The 20470-nt window shown below is 73.0% G+C and carries 20 protein-coding genes; 10 read left to right on the forward strand and 10 right to left on the reverse strand.

Annotation, left to right across the window (positions count from 1 at the left end):
* Positions 1 to 13: 13 nt before the first annotated feature.
* Both ACFZDA_RS04665 and ACFZDA_RS04670 read right to left on the reverse strand, forming a co-directional pair.
* Positions 14 to 3298, reverse strand: coding sequence for a BTAD domain-containing putative transcriptional regulator (locus ACFZDA_RS04665; protein WP_391074880.1), 3285 nt, complete (start codon positions 3296 to 3298; stop codon positions 14 to 16).
* Between the two features lie 750 nt (positions 3299 to 4048).
* Positions 4049 to 4792, reverse strand: coding sequence for a DUF6578 domain-containing protein (locus ACFZDA_RS04670; RefSeq protein ID WP_391074883.1), 744 nt, complete (start codon positions 4790 to 4792; stop codon positions 4049 to 4051).
* 102 nt (positions 4793 to 4894) lie between these two features.
* On the opposite strand from ACFZDA_RS04670, the gene ACFZDA_RS04675 reads away from it, so the two are divergent.
* A complete protein-coding gene (locus tag ACFZDA_RS04675) occupies positions 4895 to 5695 on the forward strand; it encodes a site-2 protease family protein (RefSeq protein ID WP_391074886.1) in 801 nt (266 codons plus the stop codon).
* 4 nt (positions 5696 to 5699) lie between these two features.
* On the opposite strand, the gene ACFZDA_RS04680 is transcribed toward ACFZDA_RS04675, so the two are convergent.
* From ACFZDA_RS04680 to ACFZDA_RS04690, 3 genes are all read right to left on the reverse strand, one after another.
* Positions 5700 to 5879, reverse strand: coding sequence for a hypothetical protein (locus ACFZDA_RS04680; RefSeq protein ID WP_391074889.1), 180 nt, complete (start codon positions 5877 to 5879; stop codon positions 5700 to 5702).
* 74 nt (positions 5880 to 5953) lie between these two features.
* Positions 5954 to 6673, reverse strand: a complete 720-nt coding sequence (gene npdG / locus ACFZDA_RS04685; protein WP_391074892.1) for an NADPH-dependent F420 reductase — start codon at positions 6671 to 6673, stop codon at positions 5954 to 5956.
* Positions 6674 to 6706: 33 nt separating this feature from the next.
* Positions 6707 to 7816: an exo-alpha-sialidase gene (locus tag ACFZDA_RS04690; protein WP_391074894.1), complete on the reverse strand. Its 1110-nt coding sequence runs from the start codon at positions 7814 to 7816 to the stop codon at positions 6707 to 6709.
* Between the two features lie 118 nt (positions 7817 to 7934).
* Between ACFZDA_RS04690 and ACFZDA_RS04695 the strand changes: the two genes are divergently transcribed.
* A complete protein-coding gene (locus ACFZDA_RS04695; RefSeq protein WP_391074897.1) occupies positions 7935 to 8537 on the forward strand; it encodes a hypothetical protein in 603 nt (200 codons plus the stop codon).
* Between the two features lie 60 nt (positions 8538 to 8597).
* On the opposite strand, the gene ACFZDA_RS04700 is transcribed toward ACFZDA_RS04695, so the two are convergent.
* On the reverse strand, positions 8598 to 8828 hold the full coding sequence (locus tag ACFZDA_RS04700; RefSeq protein ID WP_010036946.1) for a hypothetical protein: 231 nt from the start codon (positions 8826 to 8828) through the stop codon (positions 8598 to 8600).
* Between the two features lie 58 nt (positions 8829 to 8886).
* Between ACFZDA_RS04700 and map the strand changes: the two genes are divergently transcribed.
* Complete coding sequence (map, locus tag ACFZDA_RS04705; protein WP_391074901.1) at positions 8887 to 9744, forward strand: type I methionyl aminopeptidase; 858 nt, start codon at positions 8887 to 8889, stop codon at positions 9742 to 9744.
* A 58-nt stretch (positions 9745 to 9802) separates the two neighbouring features.
* Here map and ACFZDA_RS04710 read toward each other — a convergent pair whose 3' ends face one another.
* Positions 9803 to 10447, reverse strand: coding sequence for a PhzF family phenazine biosynthesis protein (locus ACFZDA_RS04710; protein ID WP_391074904.1), 645 nt, complete (start codon positions 10445 to 10447; stop codon positions 9803 to 9805).
* A gap of 203 nt (positions 10448 to 10650) precedes the next feature.
* Here ACFZDA_RS04710 and efeO point away from each other — a divergent pair, with 203 nt between their 5' ends.
* From efeO to ACFZDA_RS04730, 4 genes are all read left to right on the forward strand, one after another.
* Entirely contained in the window at positions 10651 to 11799 is a 1149-nt protein-coding gene (efeO, locus tag ACFZDA_RS04715; RefSeq protein ID WP_391074907.1) for an iron uptake system protein EfeO, read from the forward strand.
* A gap of 11 nt (positions 11800 to 11810) precedes the next feature.
* The gene (efeB, locus tag ACFZDA_RS04720; RefSeq protein WP_391074910.1) at positions 11811 to 13049 is read left to right on the forward strand and encodes an iron uptake transporter deferrochelatase/peroxidase subunit; all 1239 of its coding nucleotides are present in this window, start codon (positions 11811 to 11813) and stop codon (positions 13047 to 13049) included.
* 5 nt (positions 13050 to 13054) lie between these two features.
* Positions 13055 to 13900 carry an iron uptake transporter permease EfeU gene (gene efeU, locus ACFZDA_RS04725; RefSeq protein WP_391074913.1) on the forward strand — a complete coding sequence of 282 codons (846 nt, stop codon included), beginning with the start codon at positions 13055 to 13057 and terminating at the stop codon, positions 13898 to 13900.
* Between the two features lie 125 nt (positions 13901 to 14025).
* Positions 14026 to 15027 carry a hypothetical protein gene (locus tag ACFZDA_RS04730; protein ID WP_391074916.1) on the forward strand — a complete coding sequence of 334 codons (1002 nt, stop codon included), beginning with the start codon at positions 14026 to 14028 and terminating at the stop codon, positions 15025 to 15027.
* A 22-nt stretch (positions 15028 to 15049) separates the two neighbouring features.
* Here the strand turns inward: ACFZDA_RS04730 and ACFZDA_RS04735 are convergent, their stop codons facing one another.
* A complete protein-coding gene (locus tag ACFZDA_RS04735) occupies positions 15050 to 15784 on the reverse strand; it encodes a bifunctional DNA primase/polymerase (RefSeq protein ID WP_391074919.1) in 735 nt (244 codons plus the stop codon).
* Between the two features lie 249 nt (positions 15785 to 16033).
* On the opposite strand from ACFZDA_RS04735, the gene ACFZDA_RS04740 reads away from it, so the two are divergent.
* Positions 16034 to 16954, forward strand: coding sequence for a glycerophosphodiester phosphodiesterase family protein (locus ACFZDA_RS04740; RefSeq protein ID WP_391074922.1), 921 nt, complete (start codon positions 16034 to 16036; stop codon positions 16952 to 16954).
* On the opposite strand, the gene ACFZDA_RS04745 is transcribed toward ACFZDA_RS04740, so the two are convergent.
* Positions 16933 to 17559, reverse strand: coding sequence for a TetR/AcrR family transcriptional regulator C-terminal ligand-binding domain-containing protein (locus tag ACFZDA_RS04745; protein ID WP_391074925.1), 627 nt, complete (start codon positions 17557 to 17559; stop codon positions 16933 to 16935). The two genes, ACFZDA_RS04740 and ACFZDA_RS04745, sit on opposite strands and share 22 nt — an antisense overlap.
* 103 nt (positions 17560 to 17662) lie before the next feature.
* On the opposite strand from ACFZDA_RS04745, the gene ACFZDA_RS04750 reads away from it, so the two are divergent.
* Entirely contained in the window at positions 17663 to 17872 is a 210-nt protein-coding gene (locus ACFZDA_RS04750) for a DUF6243 family protein (protein ID WP_391074929.1), read from the forward strand.
* Positions 17873 to 17974: 102 nt separating this feature from the next.
* Entirely contained in the window at positions 17975 to 19318 is a 1344-nt protein-coding gene (locus ACFZDA_RS04755) for a S28 family serine protease (RefSeq protein ID WP_391074931.1), read from the forward strand.
* A 28-nt stretch (positions 19319 to 19346) separates the two neighbouring features.
* On the opposite strand, the gene ACFZDA_RS04760 is transcribed toward ACFZDA_RS04755, so the two are convergent.
* Positions 19347 to 20333 carry a small ribosomal subunit Rsm22 family protein gene (locus ACFZDA_RS04760; protein WP_391074935.1) on the reverse strand — a complete coding sequence of 329 codons (987 nt, stop codon included), beginning with the start codon at positions 20331 to 20333 and terminating at the stop codon, positions 19347 to 19349.
* Between the last annotated feature and the right edge of the window lie 137 nt (positions 20334 to 20470).

Consider the following 20470-nt stretch of genomic DNA (forward strand, 5'->3'; position numbering starts at 1 on the left):
ACCCTGATCCGCGTCAGAGCAGGGCGGTGGCCTCCTCCAGGGAGAGGCCGCCGCCCTGCGCGTACGCGGCCTCGTACGCCTCGTCGCCGAGCAGCGCACGGACCTGCCGCTCGGTGCGCTCGCGGGTCTCGCGCTCCTGCCGCTGGGCGATGTGGCCGGCCGGCAGCAGGGCGTCGAAGGCGCCCAGGCAGCGGGCCGCGTCCACGGCGCGCAGCCCGCCGTCGGCGGCTGCCAGGGCCGAGGCGCCGATGACCAGGTACCCCGAGCGCAAATGGGGCGCGATGGCCTCGGACAGCGGGTCGGCGGCCCGCTCCAGCGCCTTGCGGATCCGGTCCAGGCACTCCTCGTACCGTCCCTCCATGGCGTCCAGCCACGCCTCCGTGCCGAGGATGTACGCGTCGAAGATGATGAAGTGGGCGATACGGAAGTCCTGGCGCAGCCGCCGCAGTTGCTCCCGCGCCTCGGGGATGCGGCCCGTCATGCCGAGCCGGCCGGCCAGGAAGAGGCGGGCGGCGGGCATGGCCTCGCTGTGCGCGTCCTCGCGCGCCGCGATCACCTCGCGCAGCAGCCGCTCGCCGCGCTCGTCCTCGCCCGCCTCCAGCAGCGCGCTGCCCAGCCGGGCGGCGAGGACGGCCGCCTGGGCGCGGGCGCCGACGCGTTCGGCGTGCGCGATGGCCGCCTCGTAGTCGGCGGCGGCCCTCGTGTGGTCGCCCTTGCGTTCGCGGGCCTCGGCGCGCGCCGAGAGGGCCTCGGCGGTGCCCCAGGCGTCACCGAGGCGCTGGTAGATCGCCAGCGACTCGTCGGCGTCGCGCCCGGCGTCGCCCGCCCAGTCGGTGCGGTTGGCGAGGAAGTTGGCCCGCATCTGGAGGCCGGCGGCCAGCTCCCAGTCGAAGCCGGGGGTCTCCCGGCAGGTGCGGATGGCGGCCTCGATGATGACGCGCAGCCGGTCCATGTCGCCGGTCAGCATCACGGCGAAGAACCAGAGCAGACCGGGCAGCCGGCAGTTCTGCGGCAGGCCGGGCTCGTAGGTCAGGGCGATGGTCCGCAGCTTCTGCTGGGAGCGCGGGTTCTGCCAGGCGTCCAGTTCGGTGTCCATGCAGGCGAGATGGGACAGATGGACACCGCGCCGGGCCTCCCACAGGACCTCGCCGGTCATCGGGGGCGGGGCGTCGGTGCAGCGCTGCCACACCGGGGCCGCACGGCGGACGGGCTCGGTGAAGGGGTCGGGGCCGAGGGCCATGACCTCGCGGCACCAGTTGCGGGCCTCGATGCGCAGGTCGCGCATCTGCCAGTACCAGACGAGGGACAGCGTCAGGCACAGCGCCTCCTGCTCGTCGCGCAGGGCGACGGCGTGCCGCAGGGCGGTGCGCAGGTTCTCGTACTCCCGCTCCAGCCGGCGGATCGCGGCGAGCTGGTCCGGGCCGCGCAGCAACGGGTCGGTGGTGCGGGCGAGTTCGCGGAAGTACGTCAGGTGGGCGCGCTCGGCGGCGGCGCGCTGCCCGGACTCGTCCAGCCGCTCGGCGGCGTACTCGGCGACCGTCTCCAGCAGCCGGTAGCGCATCCCGCCGTCGGCCGGGTCGCCGGGCGGTGTGGCGACGACCAGGGAGCGGTCGACGAGCGAGCCGAGCGCCTCCAGGGCGACCGGGCCGCACACGGCCTCGGCGGCGGGCAGGTCGCAGCCGCCCGCGAACACCGACAGCCGCCGCAGGACGTCCCGTTCGTCCTCGTCGAGCAGGCCCCAGGACCAGTCGACGACCGCTCTGAGGGTCTGCTGGCGGGGCAGGACGGTGCGGCTGCCGGAGGTGAGGAGACGGAAGCGGTCGTCGAGCCGGTCGGCGATCTGGCGCGGTGTCAGCATCCGCAGCCGGGCGGCGGCCAGTTCGATGGCCAGCGGCAGCCCGTCGAGGCGCCGGCAGATCTCCGCGCACGCCTCGGGGTCGTCCTCGATCCGGAAGCCGGGCCGGGCCGCCGCGCCCCGGTCGGCGAGCAGCCGCAGCGCGACCGGCTCGGGCAGCGGCTCCACGGGCCGCAGCAACTCCCCCGGCACGCCGAGGGGTTCGCGGCTGGTGGCGAGGACGGTCAGGCCGGGGCAGCGCTCCAGCAGTTCCTCGGTGAGCCGGGCGGCGGCGTCGGCGACGTGCTCGCAGTTGTCGAGGATCAGCAGCATGCGGGGGCGCGAGCAGTGCTCGGCGAGCCGCGCGACGGGGTCGTCGAGCCGGTCGGTCACGGCCGCCCGGATGCCCTCGGCGCCGGCGCCGTACAGCACGGTCTCGCGGGCGCCGAGGGCGGTGAGCACGGCCTCCGGTACGGCGGCGGGGTCGTCGACCGGCGCGAGTTCGGCCAGCCAGACGCCGCCCGGCATGGCGTGCCGTACGGCCTCGGCGGCCTCCTGGGACAGCCGTGTCTTGCCCGCCCCGCCCGGCCCGAGCAGCGTGACCAGGCGAGCGGCGGTGAGATCGTCCCGGATGGTCTCGATGTCGCTCTCGCGGCCGATGAAGGAGGTGAGGCGGGCGCGCAGGTTGCCGACGGCCGGGGCGTCCGGGGCGGGCGCGGGCCCGGGGCCGTCGTCGCCCGGCGTCAGCAACTGCGCGTGCAGGGAGCGCAGTTCCGGGCCCGGGTCGGCCCCGAGCCGGTCGGCGAGCAGCCGCCGCACGTCCTCGTACGCGTCCAGCGCCTCCGCCGTGCGCCCGGCGTCACGCAGGGCACGCAGGCGCAGGGTCTGCAGGGGCTCGTCCAGGGGGTGGCTGTCGCACAGGGCGGTCAGTTCGGGCAGGGACTGCTCGGCCTGGCCGAGGGCGAGGGCGGCGCTGTGGCGGGCGCGCAGCACGTCCAGGCGGCGGGTGTCCCGGCGGGCCGCCTCGGCGGCGCGGTCGGGGAGGTCGGCCAGGGCCGGGCCGCGCCACAGGGCGAGGGCGTCGTCCAGGGCCGTGACCGCCTTGGCGGGGTCGCCGTCGGCCAGGGCCCGCAGCCCCTCACCGGCCAGGCGCTCGAACCGGTGCAGGTCGACGTCGTCGGGCGCGGCCGTGAGCCGGTACCCGCCCTCGTCGGAGGCGACCGCTTCCGCGCCGAGCGCCCGCCGCAGCCGCCCGACCAGCGCCTGGAGCGCCCCCGGGGCGTCGGCGGGCGGATCACCGCCCCACACCTCGTCGACCAGCAGCCCCGCGGGCACGGTACGGCCGGCGCGCAGGGCGAACACGGTCAGCAGCGCACGCAACCGCGCCCCGCCTACCGGGACGACCGTGCCGTCGGTGCGGAGCGCCTGTGTGGTGCCGAGGATGCGATAGCGCACGGGGTCCATTGTCTCCGGTGGTAAGAGGGCGGGTCACGACGGTTCTGCGAAGCGGCGGGATCGGACCGGCCGGTGCGGACCGCACCCGGCCACCGGCGACGCCGGGCACCGGCCGGTGCGGGCCCCGGCCCTCGCCCCGCCCAACCGGGCCGCCCGGCCGGGCCCGAGGCCCGGCGACCGACGAACCGGGGACGAAGGCCAGAGGGCCACAGCCTGCCACGCTCCCGGACCGGCCGGGCCCATATCGACCACCCAGGCCGACACGGACACCGACCGGGCACGGCCCCGACGAGACCCGAACTGCGGGTCGACGACCGGCAGAAGACCTCAGCCTGCCACGCTCCCAGGCCACCCCGCGCACGGCGGGCGTGGACCGGCCGGTGCCCGTCGCGCCCCGGCCACCGGCCGTGCGCTGGGGGACGGCCGGCACGGAACCCGGCCCCCGCCCACGCGACCCGGCCGCCCGGCCAGGACGCAAAGCCCCCGACACGCATACGGCATCCGCACACCCCGGTCGGGCCGCCGCGCCCAGGCGGTGGCCGCCGGGCAGGCGGTCCTGGACGCGGGCCTGATCTGGATCGGCCCGCCCCCGCAGGCCATCCGAGACCTGGGCGACAAGGTCGCCGCCCGGCACATCGCGCAGCGCGCGGGCGCCCCGCTGGTGGCGGGCACGCCCGACCCGGTGTCCGGTGCGCAGGAGGTCGGATCGGCCCCTGGCGGCCCCGTCCCCGACCGCCGCGGCAGCGGGCGACGCAGGGGTCAGGCATGTCGACGGCGTCGCCCACCGGACCGCCCGGGGCGCGCCCGGGGGACGGCCACCGTGCTCAGGGTGTGCAGCAGGTCCGCCAGGTCCGCCGCCGCAAGTCCCTCCGTCTCCGCGCCGGGCTGCGCGTCCTGGTGCGGGATGCCGCGGGCCTCGCGGACGGCCTGGGAGAGCCGGGAGTCCGTGCCCGGCACGTCCAGGGCCACCACCACTCCCGGTTCGCGCGACCGCCGTCTCCGGCCGTCGGCACCCCGCTCCCCCTCGGCCTCGGCCTTGGTGAACCACTTCGGACACCGGTCCACCGCCCGCAGCCCGCGCCCGCGCTCCCCCCGCACCGGCTCCCAGGAGCGCGATCCCGGCGCGCTCTCGGCGTAGACCTGGCTCAGCACCTGGACCGCCCGCACCCGCCCCTCGACCTGCGGCCACACCGCCCCGTGCCGCTCGACGGACAGCAGCCCCGCCGACCGGATCCGGTCCCCCGGCTTCGGCCGCCGGTCCTCCTCGGAGTCGGGGTCCGCGGCCAGGGCCGCCGTGAGGCCCGTCTCCTCCCGCACGACCCGGACGCCCCCCACGTCCTCCACCGGCCCGGCGATCTCGCTGAGCTGGTCGTGCCAGCCGCCGCCCAGTACACCGTCCGCCTCCACGAGCATCAGCGGCCAGCTCACCTCGTCTCCCACCGAGAACGGCGTGCCGCAGCACTCCATCTGCCAGTCCGCGTAGAACACGTGCCACAGCCCCATGCCCCCACCCTCCCCGGAACCGACCGGCCCGCGCGAGACGTTTTCCCCCTGCGCCCGGTACCGTCGGGCGTCCACCGCGTGTCCGAGAGTGCAGGGAGTCCCATGGCCACCGCCACCAGCCGCCACAGTGAGCGGCGGATCAGTCCCGTCTTCGTCGGGATCCTGGCCGTGACGGCGGTCACGGGGTGGGCGACCTGGACCGGCTTCGCGGAGCAGCCCGGCGTCGCCGTGTTCCTCTTCGTGACGGCGGCCTGGATCGTCTCCCTGTGTCTGCACGAGTACGCGCACGCGCGCACCGCCCTGCACAGCGGCGACATCTCGGTCGGCGCGAAGGGCTACCTCACGCTGAACCCGCTGAAGTACACGCACGCGCTGCTCAGCATCGTCCTCCCGGTGATCTTCGTGATCATGGGCGGGATCGGGCTGCCCGGCGGGGCCGTGTTCATCGAGCGGGGGCGGATCCAGGGCCGCTGGAAGCACAGTCTGATCTCGGCGGCCGGTCCGCTGACGAACGTGCTGTTCGCGGTCGTGTGCACGGCCCCGTTCTGGCTGGACGCGCTGGACGGCGTGCCGAGCGACTTCCGGTTCGCCCTGGCCTTCCTCGCGCTGCTCCAGGTGACGGCCGCGCTGCTGAACTTCCTGCCGGTGCCGGGCCTGGACGGCTACGGCGTCATCGAGCCCTGGCTGTCGTACGGCATCCGGCGGCAGGTGGAGCCGTTCGCGCCGTTCGGCCTGCTGTTCGTGTTCGCGCTGCTGTGGCTGCCCGCGGTGAACGGCGTGTTCTTCGACGTGGTCGACTCGCTCCTGAAGTCGCTCGGGATCAGCGACTTCGAGACGTACTGCGGTCAGGCGCTGTACCGCTTCTGGCAGGGCTCGAACGAGTTCTGCTCGGCCGCTCCCTGAGGCGTCAGCCCGTGACGGACTTCTGCTGCTTGCCGCGCTTCACGTAGTACCAGCACATGTTGGACGACAGCCCCGCCAGCAGCACCCAGACGATCCCCAGCCAGCTGCCCCGGGTGAAGGAGACGACGGCCGCGGCCACGGCGAGGACGCAGACGGTCAGGGCATAGAGGGCGAGGCGGGGCATGTCGGTCGGCTCCTGTCGGGGGACACTGCGGGCACTGCTGCTGCAGTCCAGTGTCCCCCATGCACCTCACCGGCTCACACGTCGGTGACGCGGAGCCCCGCGTGCGCCTTGTACCGGCGGTTCACGGAGATCAGGTTCGCCACCAGCGACTCCACCTGGTGGGCGCCTCGCAGCCGCCCGGCGAAGATGCCGCGCATGCCGGGGATGCGTCCGGCGAGGGCCTGCACGATCTCGACGTCGGCGCGTACCTCGCCGAGCACCATCACGTCGGTGTCGATCTCGTCGATCTCCGGGTCCTGGAGCAGCACGGCCGACAGGTGGTGGAAGGCGGCCGTGACCCGGGAGTCCGGCAGCAGGGCGGCGGCCTGCTCGGCGGCGCTGCCCTCCTCGGGCTTGAGCGCGTAGGCGCCCTTCTTGTCGAAGCCGAGCGGGTTGACGCAGTCGACGACGAGCTTGCCGGCCAGTTCCTCGCGCAGGGACTGAAGCGTCTTGCCGTGGCCGTCCCACGGCACGGCGACGATCACGATGTCGCTGCGGCGCGCGGTCTCGGCGTTGTCGGCGCCCTCGACGCCGTGGCCGAGTTCCGCCGCGGCGGCCTGTGCGCGCTCGGCCGCCCGTGAGCCGATGATCACCTTCTGGCCGGCCCGGGCGAGCCGGTAGGCGAGGCCCTTGCCCTGCGGCCCGGTCCCGCCGAGCACCCCGACGACCAGTCCGGAGACGTCGGGCAGGTCCCAGGGGTCCTTGGCGGGGGCCTTCTGGGCGTTGTCGGTGGCAGCACTGTCGGTAGAGGTCATGGCCCCGACTCTACGTCCGCCGCCGTCATCGGCTCAGGTCAGCTCCGTCACGGGGACCCGCCGGAAGGCGATGGTCTCGTAGGCGCTGAAGTCGCCGGTCTCATACAGCAGACCGACGGTGTCAGCGTCGACGCGCACGAGGTCGGAGTAGGCGGCGGGCAGGCCGTCCACGGTGTGGACCGGGCGCCAGGTGGTGCCGCCGTCGGTGGAGGCGCGGATCGTCATGAGCGCGCGGAAGCCGGGGTCGGCGGGGCCGGAGCAGAGCAGCAGGTCCGGGTCGCGGAGCTGGAGGACGCTCGCCTGGCACACGGGGGCGGTCAGGCCGGCCTGTGGACGGACGGGTTTCACCAGGGTCTCGCCGCCGTCGGCGGAGTGGGCGTCGGCGCGGGTGCCCGGCGAGGGGGAGTCGTTGCGGGTGTTGAAGTAGACGCGGCCGTCGGGGAGTTCGGCGGCGGTGGTCTCGTTGGCGTTGATGTGGCCGTCGGTGTCGTCGTCGACGTAGCCGATCCGCCAGGTCGCGCCCCGGTCGTCGCTGAGCAGGCAGTGGCCGCCGTCGTATCGGCCCTCCGTGCCGTTGTCCGTGCCGGTGGGCGGCAGGGAGTGGTTGGCGGGGACGACGATCCGGCCGGTGCCCAGTTGGAGGGCGTGGCCGGGGCCGGTGGCGTACCAGCGCCAGTGGGGTTCCTCGGCCTGCTGGGTGATCTCCCTCGGCGGGGACCAGGTGAGGCCGTCGTCGTCGCTGTGCCGCACCCAGACACGGCGCCCGTCGGCCGCGCTCACCGTGCCGCGCCGGATGGCGTCCTCGGTGGCGAGCGCGGCGTTGCGTACGTGTACGAGGAGGACGCGGCCGGTGTCGAGGACGACGGGCGCCGGGTTGCCGGCGAGGGCGTCGCCGTTCTCCGCGACGACCAGGAGCGGGCCCCAGGTGCGGCCGCCGTCCGTGGAGCGTTTGAGGACGATGTCGATGTCCCCGAAGTCGTCCCGGGAGCCGACGCGGCCCTCGCAGAAGGCGAGCAGGGTGCCGATGGGGGTGCCCCCGCTTGAGCGGAGCCGGGAGTGGGGGACGGTGACGACGGCGGCGGGGATGCGGAAGGCGGCATACCCCTCCCGGCCGGCGCGGAAGGGGACGCTGGTCTCGGTCATGGGCGGGTTCCCCTGGGTGTTCGACGACGGTACGGATGACCGGTCCATCTGCCCAAGCCGGGCGAATTCATGGTGAATTCCGCGTCACGAGTGACCGGTCCGGGCAGGATGCGGCCATATGGATGCCGTACGGGTCGCGCTGTTGCGAGAAGTGCTCGCCGGGACGGAGTGGCTGGGCGCCACACGGCGGTTCGCCGGTGCGCTGCGGGGGTCGGTGGTGTCGCACGGCGGCGGGCTGCTGCTCGTCGGCACGCCGGAGTACGAGCCGTGGCACCTGGCGGCGCACCTGGTGGACGAGGCGGCGTGGTCGGGCACCCCGGAGCTGGCCCCGACGCTGGTACGGCATGACGCGCGCCCCTCGGATCCGGCGCATCTGGCGGTCGGCCTCGGGCGCCTGGAGGCGGCCCGGCGGGGCGAGACGCTGCTGGTGGTGTCCCCCGAGGGCCTGTCCTCACCCCTGCTTGAACGGGTGTTCGACGCCCGGCGCGCCGGGGCGACGGTGCTGTCCCTCGGCCCCGGTGAGGGCGAGCTGCCGGCGATGGCCCACGAGTGCCTGGCCGTCCCCGACGGCTCGGAGCTGGACCTGGACACGGTGCAGCACCTGGTCAGCGCGGCGGCCGGGGAGAACGCCCTGCCGACGCCGCGCGGCCGGCGCCGCTTCCGGGACAGGGTGGCGAGACTGGCGGAACACCTGACGGCCCCGCCGCCGGCGCGCTGGTAGGGGCGCTAGCCGGTTGCGGTGGTGCGGCTGCGCGAGGGGCGCGCAGCCGCCGGGATGCGCCTACTCGTCGTTACGGCCGCCCGCCGGGGCGTCGTGCCACTTGGGGTCGTTCTCCCACTGCAGGTTGCGCGCGCGGGCGGTCTCCATCGCGTGTTCGGCCTCCGTGCGGGAGGCATAGGGTCCGAACCGGTCCTTGTTGGGGCATTCCGGCCCCTCCTCGACCTTCTTGTGTTCCAGGCAGTAGTACCACTCACCCGGTTTGCCGACCGTCCGCTTCTTGAACAGGGCCATGACCAGCTCCTCTCGCCACCGTCATGTTCCCCCATGGCCGCTGGTTAGACTCGCTGGCATGTCTGGCCAGTCGCTGCTCGTACCGGGGGAGCTGTCCCCCACCCGTTCCGTGCCCGGAAACATCCGCCGCCCCGAGTACGTCGGCAAGCCCGCGCCGACGCCGTACACCGGACCGGAGGTGCAGACGCCCGAGACGATCGAGGCGATGCGGCTCGCCGGCCGGATCGCCGCCCGGGCGATGGCGGAGGCCGCGAAGCTGATCGCCCCCGGGGTGACCACCGACGAACTGGACAGGGTGGCGCACGAGTACATGTGCGACCACGGCGCCTACCCTTCGACGCTCGGCTACCGGGGCTTCCCGAAGTCGCTGTGCACCAGCGTCAACGAGGTCATCTGCCACGGCATCCCGGACTCGACCGTCCTGCGCGACGGCGACATCGTCAACCTGGACGTGACGGCGTACATCGGCGGCGTGCACGGCGACAACAACGCCACCTACCTGGTCGGTGACGTCGACGAGGAGTCGCGGCTGCTGGTGGAGCGGACCCGGGAGTCCCTCAACCGGGCGATCAAGGCGGTCAAGCCGGGCCGGCAGATCAACATCATCGGCCGGGTCATCGAGTCGTACGCCAAGCGCTTCAGCTACGGGGTGGTCCGGGACTTCACCGGCCACGGCATCAACTCGTCGTTCCACTCGGGCCTGATCATCCCGCACTACGACAGTCCGCACGCGACGACGGTGATCCAGCCGGGGATGACGTTCACGATCGAGCCGATGCTGACGCTCGGGACGCACGAGTACGACATGTGGGACGACGGCTGGACGGTCGTGACGAAGGACCGCAAGCGGACGGCCCAGTTCGAGCACACCCTGGTGGTGACGGACTCGGGCGCGGAGATTCTCACACTCCCGTAGCTCCCGGCGCCGCCCCGCTCCGGATCGGGGGTCGGTCGATCTCACCGAAGTACCCGGGTCAGCGTTCGAGGTGCACCCGGCCGCCGACCTCGGTCCAGCCGCCCGGCTGGGGTGCGGTGAGGATCTGGGAGCCCGCACCCTGGGTGATGTTGAGGGCCCGGCCGAGCCGGTCGGTGAGCAGCAGGGCCGCCGCTCCGGTCGCCTCGTCCTCGTCGATCCCGTCGCCGCGTCCGGGGAAGGCCCGGGCCCGCACCCGTCCGGCGGGCTCGTCCTGCCATGCCCAGGCGTACACCCACTCCCCCGGCGGCGGCACGGCCAGGCCGTCGACCTCGGCGGCGCTGCCGTACTGCCGCAGGGTGCGCTGCGGCACCCACTCCGCCCGCGCCTCGATCCAGCAGAACTCGCCGTCCTGCCGGGCACCGACCACCCCGGCGGGCGTGACCAGTTCGGGCACGTCGAGCAGCCAGGCCGTCCCGACGCACGGGTGTCCGGCGAAGGGCAGGCGCAGGGTGGGCGTGTAGATGTCGATCACCCCGCGCTCGGGGTCGTCGACGAACACGGTCTCGCTGAACCCGAGCTTCGCGGCGAACGCCTGCCGCTCGCTCCGCTCGGGCAGCACGGAGCCCTCGCGGACGACACCCAGTTCATTGCCGTATCCGCCGTCCGGCCCACAGAAGACGCGGAGCACGTCGTAGTCAGTCACGGAGGCATTCAAACATCGCGCGCCCGGCCAGGTCGTCCCAGGCGTCCGGACCACCCGGAAAGGGCCAGGCACGCCCACCCCGGTCCTCCCGAAGCGCGACTTTTGACCTCCCCTTGACCAATTCATGGCGGCGATTTTGAGTCACTTAAGTAATCCTTATCTAGCTTAGGTGAGCCTCACCTTCCCCGTAACCTGGAGCTTTCATGCGACCCGCCAGCCCTGTATCCGTCGTGATCGCCGCAGCGGCGGCTCTGACCGCTGTCACCGGCTGTACGGAGAAGAGCAACGCCAAGGACGGCGACCATGTGGTCCACGTGACGGCCACGGACGACAAGTGCGCCGTGTCGAAGAAGGAGTTCCCCGCCGGGCACGTCGAACTGGCCGTCGAGAACAAGGGTTCCAAGGTCACCGAGGTCTATGTGCTCTTCCCCGACGACCGTGTGGTCACCGAACGGGAGAACATAGGCCCCGGCACCAAGCAGCGGGTCACCGCCGAGGTGAAGGCCGGCGACTACCAGATCGCCTGCAAGCCCGGCATGAAGGGCAAGGGCATCCGACAGGCCGTCAAGGCCACCGGCGGCAAGGCGGTCAAGCGCGACCCGCGCCTGGACGAGGCCGTGGCGGCCTACCGCGCCTACACGCAACAGCAGGCCGACGAGACCCTGCCCAAGGCCGAGGCCTTCGCCCGGGCCGTCAAGGACGGCGACCTGGACGCCGCGAAGAAGGCCTACGCCCCCTCCCGCATCGGCTGGGAGCGCACCGAGCCGGTCGCCGAGTCCTTCGGTGACATCGACCCCAAGGTCGACGTCCGCGAGGACGGCCTGGAGGCCGGCCAGGACCCGGCGAAGGACTGGACCGGCTGGCACCGCCTGGAGAAGGCCCTCTGGCAGGACAAGAAGATCGGCGACCGGGAGAAGGAGCTCGCCGGCCGGCTCATCACCGACCTGAAGGACTGGCAGGAGCGGGTCGGCAAGGCCGGCATCACCCCGACCTCGATGGCCAACGGCGCCAAGGAACTCCTCGACGAGGTCGCCACCGGCAAGGTCACCGGCGAGGAGGAGCGCTACTCGCACACCGACCTGGTCGACTTCAAGGCCAACGTCGAGGGCGCGCAGAAGTCCTACGAGCTGCTGAAGCCGGTCGCGCGGGAGAACGACAAGGCACTCACCACCGAACTGGACAAGCAGTTCGCCACCTTGAACACGCTGCTCGACAAGTACCGCCCGGACACGACGTCGTACGACTTCACCTCGTACGACAAGGTCGGCAAGGCCGACCGCAAGGAGCTCTCGGACGCGGTCAACGCGCTGGCGGAGCCCCTGTCCAAGCTCGCCGCCGCAGTCGCGAAGTAAGGGGCCGCGCGATGACGGACAACGAGACGCCCTCCCCCTCCCGGCGCGCTCTGCTCGGCTGGGGCGGCGCCGGCCTGGCCCTCGGCGCCGCCGCGGCGGGCGGAGCCGTGGCGATGGCCCGCACCGACGACGGCCCCGCGCCGGACACCGGAACCGCGATCCCCTTCCACGGCCCGCACCAGGCGGGCATCGCCACCCCGGTCCAGGACCGGCTGCACTTCGCCGCGTTCGACGTGACGACCGACGACCGGGCGGAGTTCGTCCAGCTGCTGAAGGACTGGACGGAAGCCGCCCGCCGTATGACGGCCGGGCGCCCGGTGGGCGAGGGAGGCTTCGGCGGCCTCCCCGAAGCGCCCCCGGACGACACCGGCGAGGCGCTGGACCTCAAGCCCTCCCGCCTGACCCTCACGATCGGCTTCGGCCCGAGTCTGTTCGAGAAGTTCGGCCTGGCGGAGCAGCGACCGGCCGCTCTGGTGGACCTGCCGAAGTTCGCGGGCGACAACCTGGACAAGAACCGCAGCGGAGGCGACCTGTGCGTCCAGGCCTGCGCGGACGACCCGCAGGTCGCCGTGCACGCCATCCGCAACCTGGCCCGCATCGGCTTCGGCAAGGTCGTCATCCGCTGGTCGCAGCTCGGCTTCGGCAAGACGTCGTCGACGACACCCGAGGCACAGACGCCGCGCAACCTGATGGGCTTCAAGGACGGCACCCGCAACATCGCGGGCACGGAGACGGACCGGCTGGAGAAGTTCGTGTGGGTGGACGGGAAGGACGGCCCGTCCTGGATGACGAACGGCTCCTACCTCGTCGCCCGCCGCATCCGCATGCACATCGAGACCTGGGACCGCACCTCGCTCCAGGAGCAGGAGGACATCTTCGGCCGGGACAAGGGCGAGGGCGCCCCGGTCGGCAAGGCGAAGGAGCGCGACGAGCCGTTCCTGAAGGCGATGAAGCCCGACGCGCACGTCCGGCTCGCGCACCCCGACGCCAACCACGGGGCGACGATCCTGCGCCGCGGCTACTCCTTCACCGACGGCACGGACGGACTGGGCCGCCTGGACGCGGGCCTGTTCTTCCTGGCCTACCAGCGCGACGTCCGCAAGGGCTTCATCCCGATCCAGCGCAACCTGGCCACGGACGCGCTCAACGAGTACATCCAGCACGTGGGTTCGGCGCTCTTCGCCATCCCGCCGGGCGTCCGTGACAAGGACGACTGGTGGGGCCGGACGCTGTTCTCCAAGGAGGCCTGAGCCCGTTGTTCTCCAACTACCTGATCGGTCTGCGCGAGGGCCTGGAGGCGAGCCTCGTCGTCTGCATCCTCATCGCCTACCTGGTCAAGACGGACCGCAGGGACGCGCTGCGCCCCATCTGGATCGGCATCGGCGTCGCGGTCGCCCTCGCGCTCGGCTTCGGCTGCGCCCTCGAATTCGGCTCCCAGGAGCTGACGTTCGAGGCGCAGGAGGCGCTGGGCGGATCCCTGTCGATCCTCGCGGTCGCTCTGGTGACGTGGATGGTGTTCTGGATGCGGCGCACCGCCCGGCACCTGAAGTCCGAACTGCACGGCAAGCTGGACGCGGCCCTCGCCATGGGGACGGGCGCGCTGGTCGCCACGGCGTTCCTGGCGGTGGGCCGGGAGGGCCTGGAGACGGCCCTGTTCGTCTGGGCCTCGGTCCACGCGGCCAGCGACGGCAGCCCGCGCCCCCTTCTCGGTGTCGCCCTGGGCCTGTTGACGGCGGTCCTGCTGGGCTGGCTGTTCTACCGGGGTGCCCTGCGCATCAATCTCGCCCGGTTCTTCACGTGGACCGGCGGCATGCTGGTCGTCGTGGCCGCGGGCGTACTGGCGTACGGCTTCCACGACTTGCAGGAGGCCCGCTTCCTGCCGGGCGAGAAGAGCCTGGCGTTCGACATCAGCGACACCGTCGATCCGTCCAGCTGGTACGGCACCCTCCTGAAGGGCATCTTCAACTTCCAGCCCGACCCGACGGTCCTCCAGGTCACGGTGTGGCTGCTGTATCTCATCCCGACCCTGGCCCTGTTCCTGGCCCCGGTGGGTTTCGGACGCGGCCGGACCACCCCAAAACCGGTACGCGACAGGGTCTGACGCCGCTGAGGCGGGTGGGTCCGCAGCTCAGCGGACCCGCGCAGGCCGCCGCAGGCACCCCCCGCCAGGCCGCCGGAGGCACCCGGTAGGGTTCGCCTCCGGAAAGGGGAAGGTGAAGGAACCCGATGAGCAGGGATCGCGACCCTCGAACGCTCCGCAGGTCCGCCCGGAGCGCCCTCATAGCAGCCTCGGTGACCGCTTTGTCGTTGACGGCGAGCGGCTGCGTGGTGGTGCACGGCGAACGGGAGATCCTCCCGTCCACCACCCGCGCCGAAGCCGCCAAGGCCCTCCAGGAGTTCACGACCGCGTACAACGCGGCGGACGAGGCCTACGACGCCTCCCTGGACGCCGACCACACCACCGGCGCCCTGGCCGACATCGACTCGGCCCGCCTGAAGGCCGGCAAGACGAACAACCCGGACGGCAACCCGAACCACACGCCCCTGAAGCTGACGGACGCGAAGTACACGATCCCCAAGAAGGCCGGCTGGCCCCGCTGGTTCCTCGTCGACGCGGCCGGCAACAAGGGCGGCGCCGCCCGCTGGCTGCTGGTGTTCACCCGCAGCAGCCTGGACGACCCCTTCCAGGTCGCGTACCTCACCCTCGTCGCACCGGGCAAGGTCCCGCAGTTCAAGAAGGACGCGGACGGCTGGGCCGAGTCCGTCCCCGTGAACTCGACCGGCCTGGCCGCCACCCCCGGCGACCTGAGCCAGGACTACACGTCCTACCTCAAGAACGGCGGGGACACCTTCGCCGACGGCTCCCACACCAGCCAGTGGCGCGCCCTGCGCGCGAAGAACGCCAAGAAGCCCGGCCTGGTCACGCAGTACGTCGACGAACCGCTGACGAACGGCGACTACCAGCCCCTCGCCCTGCGCACGGCGGACGGCGGCGCACTGGTGTTCTTCACGACACGGCACTACGAGAAGCAGACGGCCTACGCGGGCACGACGTTCCCCATCCCCAACAAGGACGTCCTCGCACTGACGGACGGCGAGGTCAAGCAGTCCCTCCTGATGGAGTTCGTCTCCAACGAGGTGGCCCTGGACCCGCCGAAGGGCAGCGGCAGCCGCAAGGTGACGATCCTCGGCCGGATCCAGGGCATGACCTCGGCAGAGGGCTCCTGAGGGCGGACGAGGCCGGGTCGGCTCAGTGCCGCAGCGGCCAGGCCGCCCCGGCGTGGTCGGTGTGCTCACCGGCGTACCGGGCACAGGCCTCGGTCAGCGTCTCCAGCAGGCTCAGCGGATCCGGCAGCGGATGCTCGGGCCCGCGCACCCAGTGCACCGTCTGGGCCTCGCCGGGCAGCCGCGCCGGCGGTACGAGGACGTAGGAGCCGCGGCAGTGCCACCGCAGCCCGGGGTGCTCGTCCATCGTCTCGGGGTGGCAGTCCAGTTCGCACGGCCACCACTCGTCCTCCTCCTCGGGCGTCCCGCGCGTGAGGGTGAAGAACAGCATGCGGCCGTCGCCGCTCTCTGCGACGGGCCCGACCTCGACTCCGGCGGCGAGCAGCCGCTCCAACGCACTGCGACCGGCATCGAGGGGCACGTCGAGGACGTCGTGCACCATGCCGGTCGCGGTGATGAAGTTGGCCTGCGGCTGATGGCGGGCCCAGCGTTCGATCTGGGCGCGGTCGGTGGTCGACTGCGTCTGCCAGGCGAAGGACACCGGGTGCCGGGCCGGGGTGGGACAGCCCACGCGGTCGCAGGAGCAGCGGTAGCCGGCCGGGTGGGCGGCGGGCGCGAGCGGCAGTCCCGCTCCGGCGGCGGCGAGCAGCAGGGCCTCACGGCCGCCGTCACCGGCGGTCTCCTTGGGCCGGCGCCCGGCGCGCAGCCACCGGGTGAGTTTGCCCTGTAGGCCGGTCCTGCCGCCGTACTCTGCGCTCATCTATCCCCTCGCCTCGCTGTCGTGCGGAACAGCATGCCTCATGCTCCCATCTTCCCGCGCGCCGGGGGGCCAGTGCCCACATCCGGGGCAGGAGGGCCGAGACGGGTACCGGTGGGGCGAGACGGATACCGGAGGGCGAGACGGGTACCGGTGGGGCGAGGCATATGCCCGTGGGGCGAGAGGTACTCCGCACCGTGATGGGGTGTCATTGCCCGCTTTGCCGCGACATGGCGGCCTACCGTGGTCGCCATGGTCACAAGGATCGCGCTGACGGGCCTCGCCTCCGCGGTTTCGGTGGTCTCGCTGACCCTCACGGGACCGGCCGGCGCCGCCCCGGCCCTGCCGGCGGGCATCCGTCCGCCGCAGGGGCGCATCCTCCCCTTGGAGTGGGGCACCGGCCCCCTGACCGTGGCGGCGCTCCCCCGGATCACCTACGTCGCCCACCGCGGCGGCGCCCGGGAGGTCCCCGAGAACAGCATGACGGGGCTGGTGGCCGCCTACGAGCGCGGTACGGCGCAGGTGCTGGACTTCGACACGCGGCTGCTGCGCGACGGGACGCCCGTGGTGTTCCACGACGAGACCCTGAACCGCACCACCTACCTGGGCGGTGAGGTGCGCGGCCTCGACGCCCGGGAGTGGCGGGGCGTCCGGCTGCGTCCGAAGGACGCGCTGCCCGGCAGCTGGCGGTCGGAACGGCCGCCGACGGTCGCCGAGGTGCTGGACCGTTTCGGCGGGCGGATCGTGCTGATGATGGAGGCGAAGGACCCGCGCAGCCTGGACCGGCTGGCCGGGATGGTCCGGGCCCGTGGCCTGACCCGCTCGGTGTTCGTGAACTCCAACGACCCCGAGGTGGCCCGGCGCGTCCACCGCCTCGGCCTGCTCACGCAGTTGTGGCGCTCGGCACGGCAGCTGCGCACGGACCGCCCGGAGCGCTGGCGGTCGTACGTGGACCTGCTGGACGTGGACCACCGGGCGCGTGACGCGGATCTCGCCCGGGCGGTGAGGTCGGGGATCCGGCGGGTGTGGGCGCACACGGTGGTGACGGACGCACAGCGGGACCGGGTGCTGGCGCTGGGCTGCGACGGGGTGATCACGGACGCGCCGGGGCGCCTGGCGCGGCCCGCCCGACAGGGCACCCGGCACGGCCCTCAGCGCGGCGCGAGGCCGTGAAGGGCGTAGTCGACGAGGGTGTCGGTGTACTCGTAGGAGATCGGGCCGGTGTGCTGGAGCCAGCGCTGGGCGAGCGGGGAGATGAAGAACTCCAGCGCGATGCGCGGGTCGATGCCGGGCCGCACCTGCCCGGCGTCCTGGGCGGCGCGCAGCCGGCCGATGTAGAGGTCGAGCGAGGGCTGCATCAGCTTGGCCACGACCTCGCGGCCGAGCCGCTCGTTCACGACGCCCTCGGCGGCCAGCGCGCGGGACGGCGCCTCGAACCTCGGGTCGCGCAACTGGTCGACCGTGGCACGCAGGACGCCCTTGACGTCGGCGGCGAGGTCACCGGTGTCGGGGAAGGCGTACGGCACCGGCCCCGCTTCCCGCAGGGACTGCTCGCCCAGGTCGAGGAACGCCTCCATCAGCACGTCCGCCTTCGACGACCACCAGCGGTAGATCGTCTGCTTCCCGACGCCGGCGCGGGCGGCGATGCCCTCGATGGTGGTCTTCGGATAGCCGACCTCCACGACGAGCGCGAGGGCGGCGTCGTAGATGGCACGACGGGACTTCTCGCTGCGCCGTGTGGCGTCGGGGGTGGGCTGTGCGGACTTCTGTGCGGCCATGCCCCGAATTTATCAGGTTGACAAGACGGAGCGTCTCGCGGACATTGGAGAACCATTACACGAGACGAACCGTATCGTCGCGAAGGAGAGGAAGGAGCCCCGCATGACCCGAGGCGGAGCCGGAAACCTGCTGGGTGTCGGCGGATCGCGCCAGAAGCTCGGCCGCAAGGCGCTGCGCGGCGGCGGCCGGGGCGGCCGGATCGGCGGCGGCCTCGACCCGCAGGCCCACAAGCGCGAGTTGCTGCGCAAGCTCCAGGAGAAACGGCGGCAGCAGGCAGGACAGGAGGGCCGTACCACCGACGAGTCGTCGTGAGCCTCCCCCGCCCGGGGGAGACGGTCCCCTCACGCGCGGGATCCTCCCGGGGCGTCCGCCGGATGTACTGAAGCGGCCGACGGACACCCGGGAGGACTCACGATGCGCGTGTGGACGAGACGACGACTGCTCACCTCGGCGGCGACTGCCGTCTCGGCGGCGGGTCTGGCCGCGACGACGGCCCTGCCCGCCCGGGCGGCGGCCGGAGCGGCCCGTCCCGGCGGCGACCTCGCGGACGCGCTGCGGGCGCTGCCCGGACTGCGGCTGATCGAGGAGCGGCAGGACGCCGAACCGGGCTACCGGCACTTCGTCCTCGGCCTGCGCCAGCCGGTCGATCACACGAACCCCGCGGCCGGCACCTTCGAGCAGCGCCTCACCCTGCTGCACACCGCCGCCGACCGGCCCATGGTGCTCACCACCACCGGCTACCACGCGATCCTCACGCCCTGGCGGAGCGAACCGGCGATCCTGCTCGGAGCCAACCAACTCCAGGTGGAACACCGGTACTTCGGCGCCTCGCTCCCCGCCGGGCCCGGCTACTCCCACCTCACGATCCGCCAGGCCGCCGACGACCACCACCGCGTCGTCCGCCTCTTCCGCCGGCTCTACCCGGGCGCGTGGATCTCCACCGGCGCCAGCAAGGGCGGCATGGCCGGCGTCTACCACCGCCGCTTCCACCCCCACGACGTGGACGGCACGGTGGTCTACTCGGCGCCGAACAACGTCGACGACCGGGACGACTCCGCATACCTCCGCTTCCTGGAGACGGTCGGCACCGCTCCCGACCGCGAGGCCGTCAAGGCCGCCCAGCGGCGGATGCTGCTGCGCCGGACCGAGATGGTCGCCCGCTACGAGGCCTGGGCGACCGGCCGGGGCGACACCTTCCGCATCATCGGCAGCGCCGACCAGGCGTTCGAAATCGCCGTGCTGCGGGTGCTGTTCATGTTCTGGCAGCGCGCGACGCCGACCGACGTCAACGCGATCCCCGGCCCTGCGGCGACGGCTGACGAGTTGTACGCGTGGCTGGACGCATGGGCGGGACTGTCCCTGTACGCCGACTCGGCGGCGCGGCGGTACGTCCCGTACTGGTACCAGATCGGCACGCAACTGGGGTACGGCGATGTCCCCACCGCTCATGTGGCGGACCTGCTGCGCCACCCCGACGGCATCGCGGCGCGCAGCTTCGTCCCGCGGGACATCCCGATGCGCTTCGACCCGGAGGCCATGCCGGACATCGACCGCTGGGTCCGCCGCCGCGGCAGCCGGCTGCTGTTCGTCTACGGCACCCAGGACCCCAGCGTGGCCGAGTACTTCCTCCCCGGCGGGGACGACTCACACCTGCTGTGGGTGCCGGGCGGCAATCACGGCGTCGACATCGCCGACCTGTCCCCCGCCGGCCGGGCGTCGGCGCGGGAGGCGTTGTCCCGCTGGGCCGGTCAGGGGTGACGGGCTCCTCAGGGTTGACCGGTTCCGGTCAGGGCGCCGGAGGCCAGGCGTCGCCCCAGTCCGCGTCCCGTGCCGCCTTGTAGAGGTCGCCGTGGCGTTTGGTCACGGTGGTGCGACGCAGGGACGGTTCGGTCTCGCACAGGTCGAGGAGGACCTGGCCCTTGCGGATCTGCGGGCGCCTCACGACGCGGGAGGGTGCCGGGGTGACGGGGAAGCGGGCTGCGGCGACGTAGCTGAACTTCTCGTCCTCGTAGGGGAGGGAGCCGCCCTTGACCTGGCGGTGCAGGGAGGAACGGCTGACCCGGGCGGAGAAGTGGCACCAGTCCGTGCCCGGGGCGATGGGGCAGGCGGCGCTGTGCGGGCAGGGCGCGGCGACATGGAAGCCGGCGCCGACCAGCCGGTCGCGGGCCTCGATGACGCGGGCGTAGCCGTCGGGGGTGCCGGGTTCGACGATCACCACGGCCTGGGCGGCGGCCGCGGCGGCGTCGACGAGGGCGGTGCGGTCGGGGGCGGTCAGCTCGTTGAGGACGTAGGAAACCGTGACGAGATCAGTGCTCTCCAGGGTGAGCGCCGCTCCGATCCGAGAGCGCTGCCACCGTACGTCCCGCAGGGCCGGGTCGGCCGCGGCGATCTCCCGGCCCAGGGCGAGCGCGGGCTCGGCCCAGTCGAGCACGGTGACCGGCCGCTCCCCGCCCCAGGTCGCGCTCACGGCCCAGGCCGCCGCACCCGTACCGCCGCCGACGTCGGTGTGCGAGCCGGGCACCCACGCGGGCGCGGTCTCGGCGAACGCTTCCAGCGCCGAGCGCACCGCCTCGAAGGTCGCGGGCATCCGGTAGGCCGCGTAGGCGGCCACATCCGCCCGGTCCCGCAGGATCGGCGCGTCGGTCGGGGTGGCCCCGCGGTAGCTGGCGATCAGCCGCTCGACCGCCTGCGCGGCCTGCCGGGGCGGCAGCCCGTCGAGCAGACCGGCGAGGGCGGTACGGAGGGTTTCGGCCGGGGGTGCGGGGGCGTTCACCCGGCGATTCTACGAGGGTCCCGAGCCCGGAGACTCACCCGTCCGGACCGGTTCTCCGGCGAGCCGCCCGGACGGTGAGCACGGACCTGCGTGCCCATGTGAAGCATGCCATAATACGTGCATATGCCACTAAAGGG

It is taken from the genome of Streptomyces sp. NPDC007991 (assembly GCF_042958445.1).
Classification (GTDB): Bacteria; Actinomycetota; Actinomycetes; order Streptomycetales; family Streptomycetaceae; genus Streptomyces.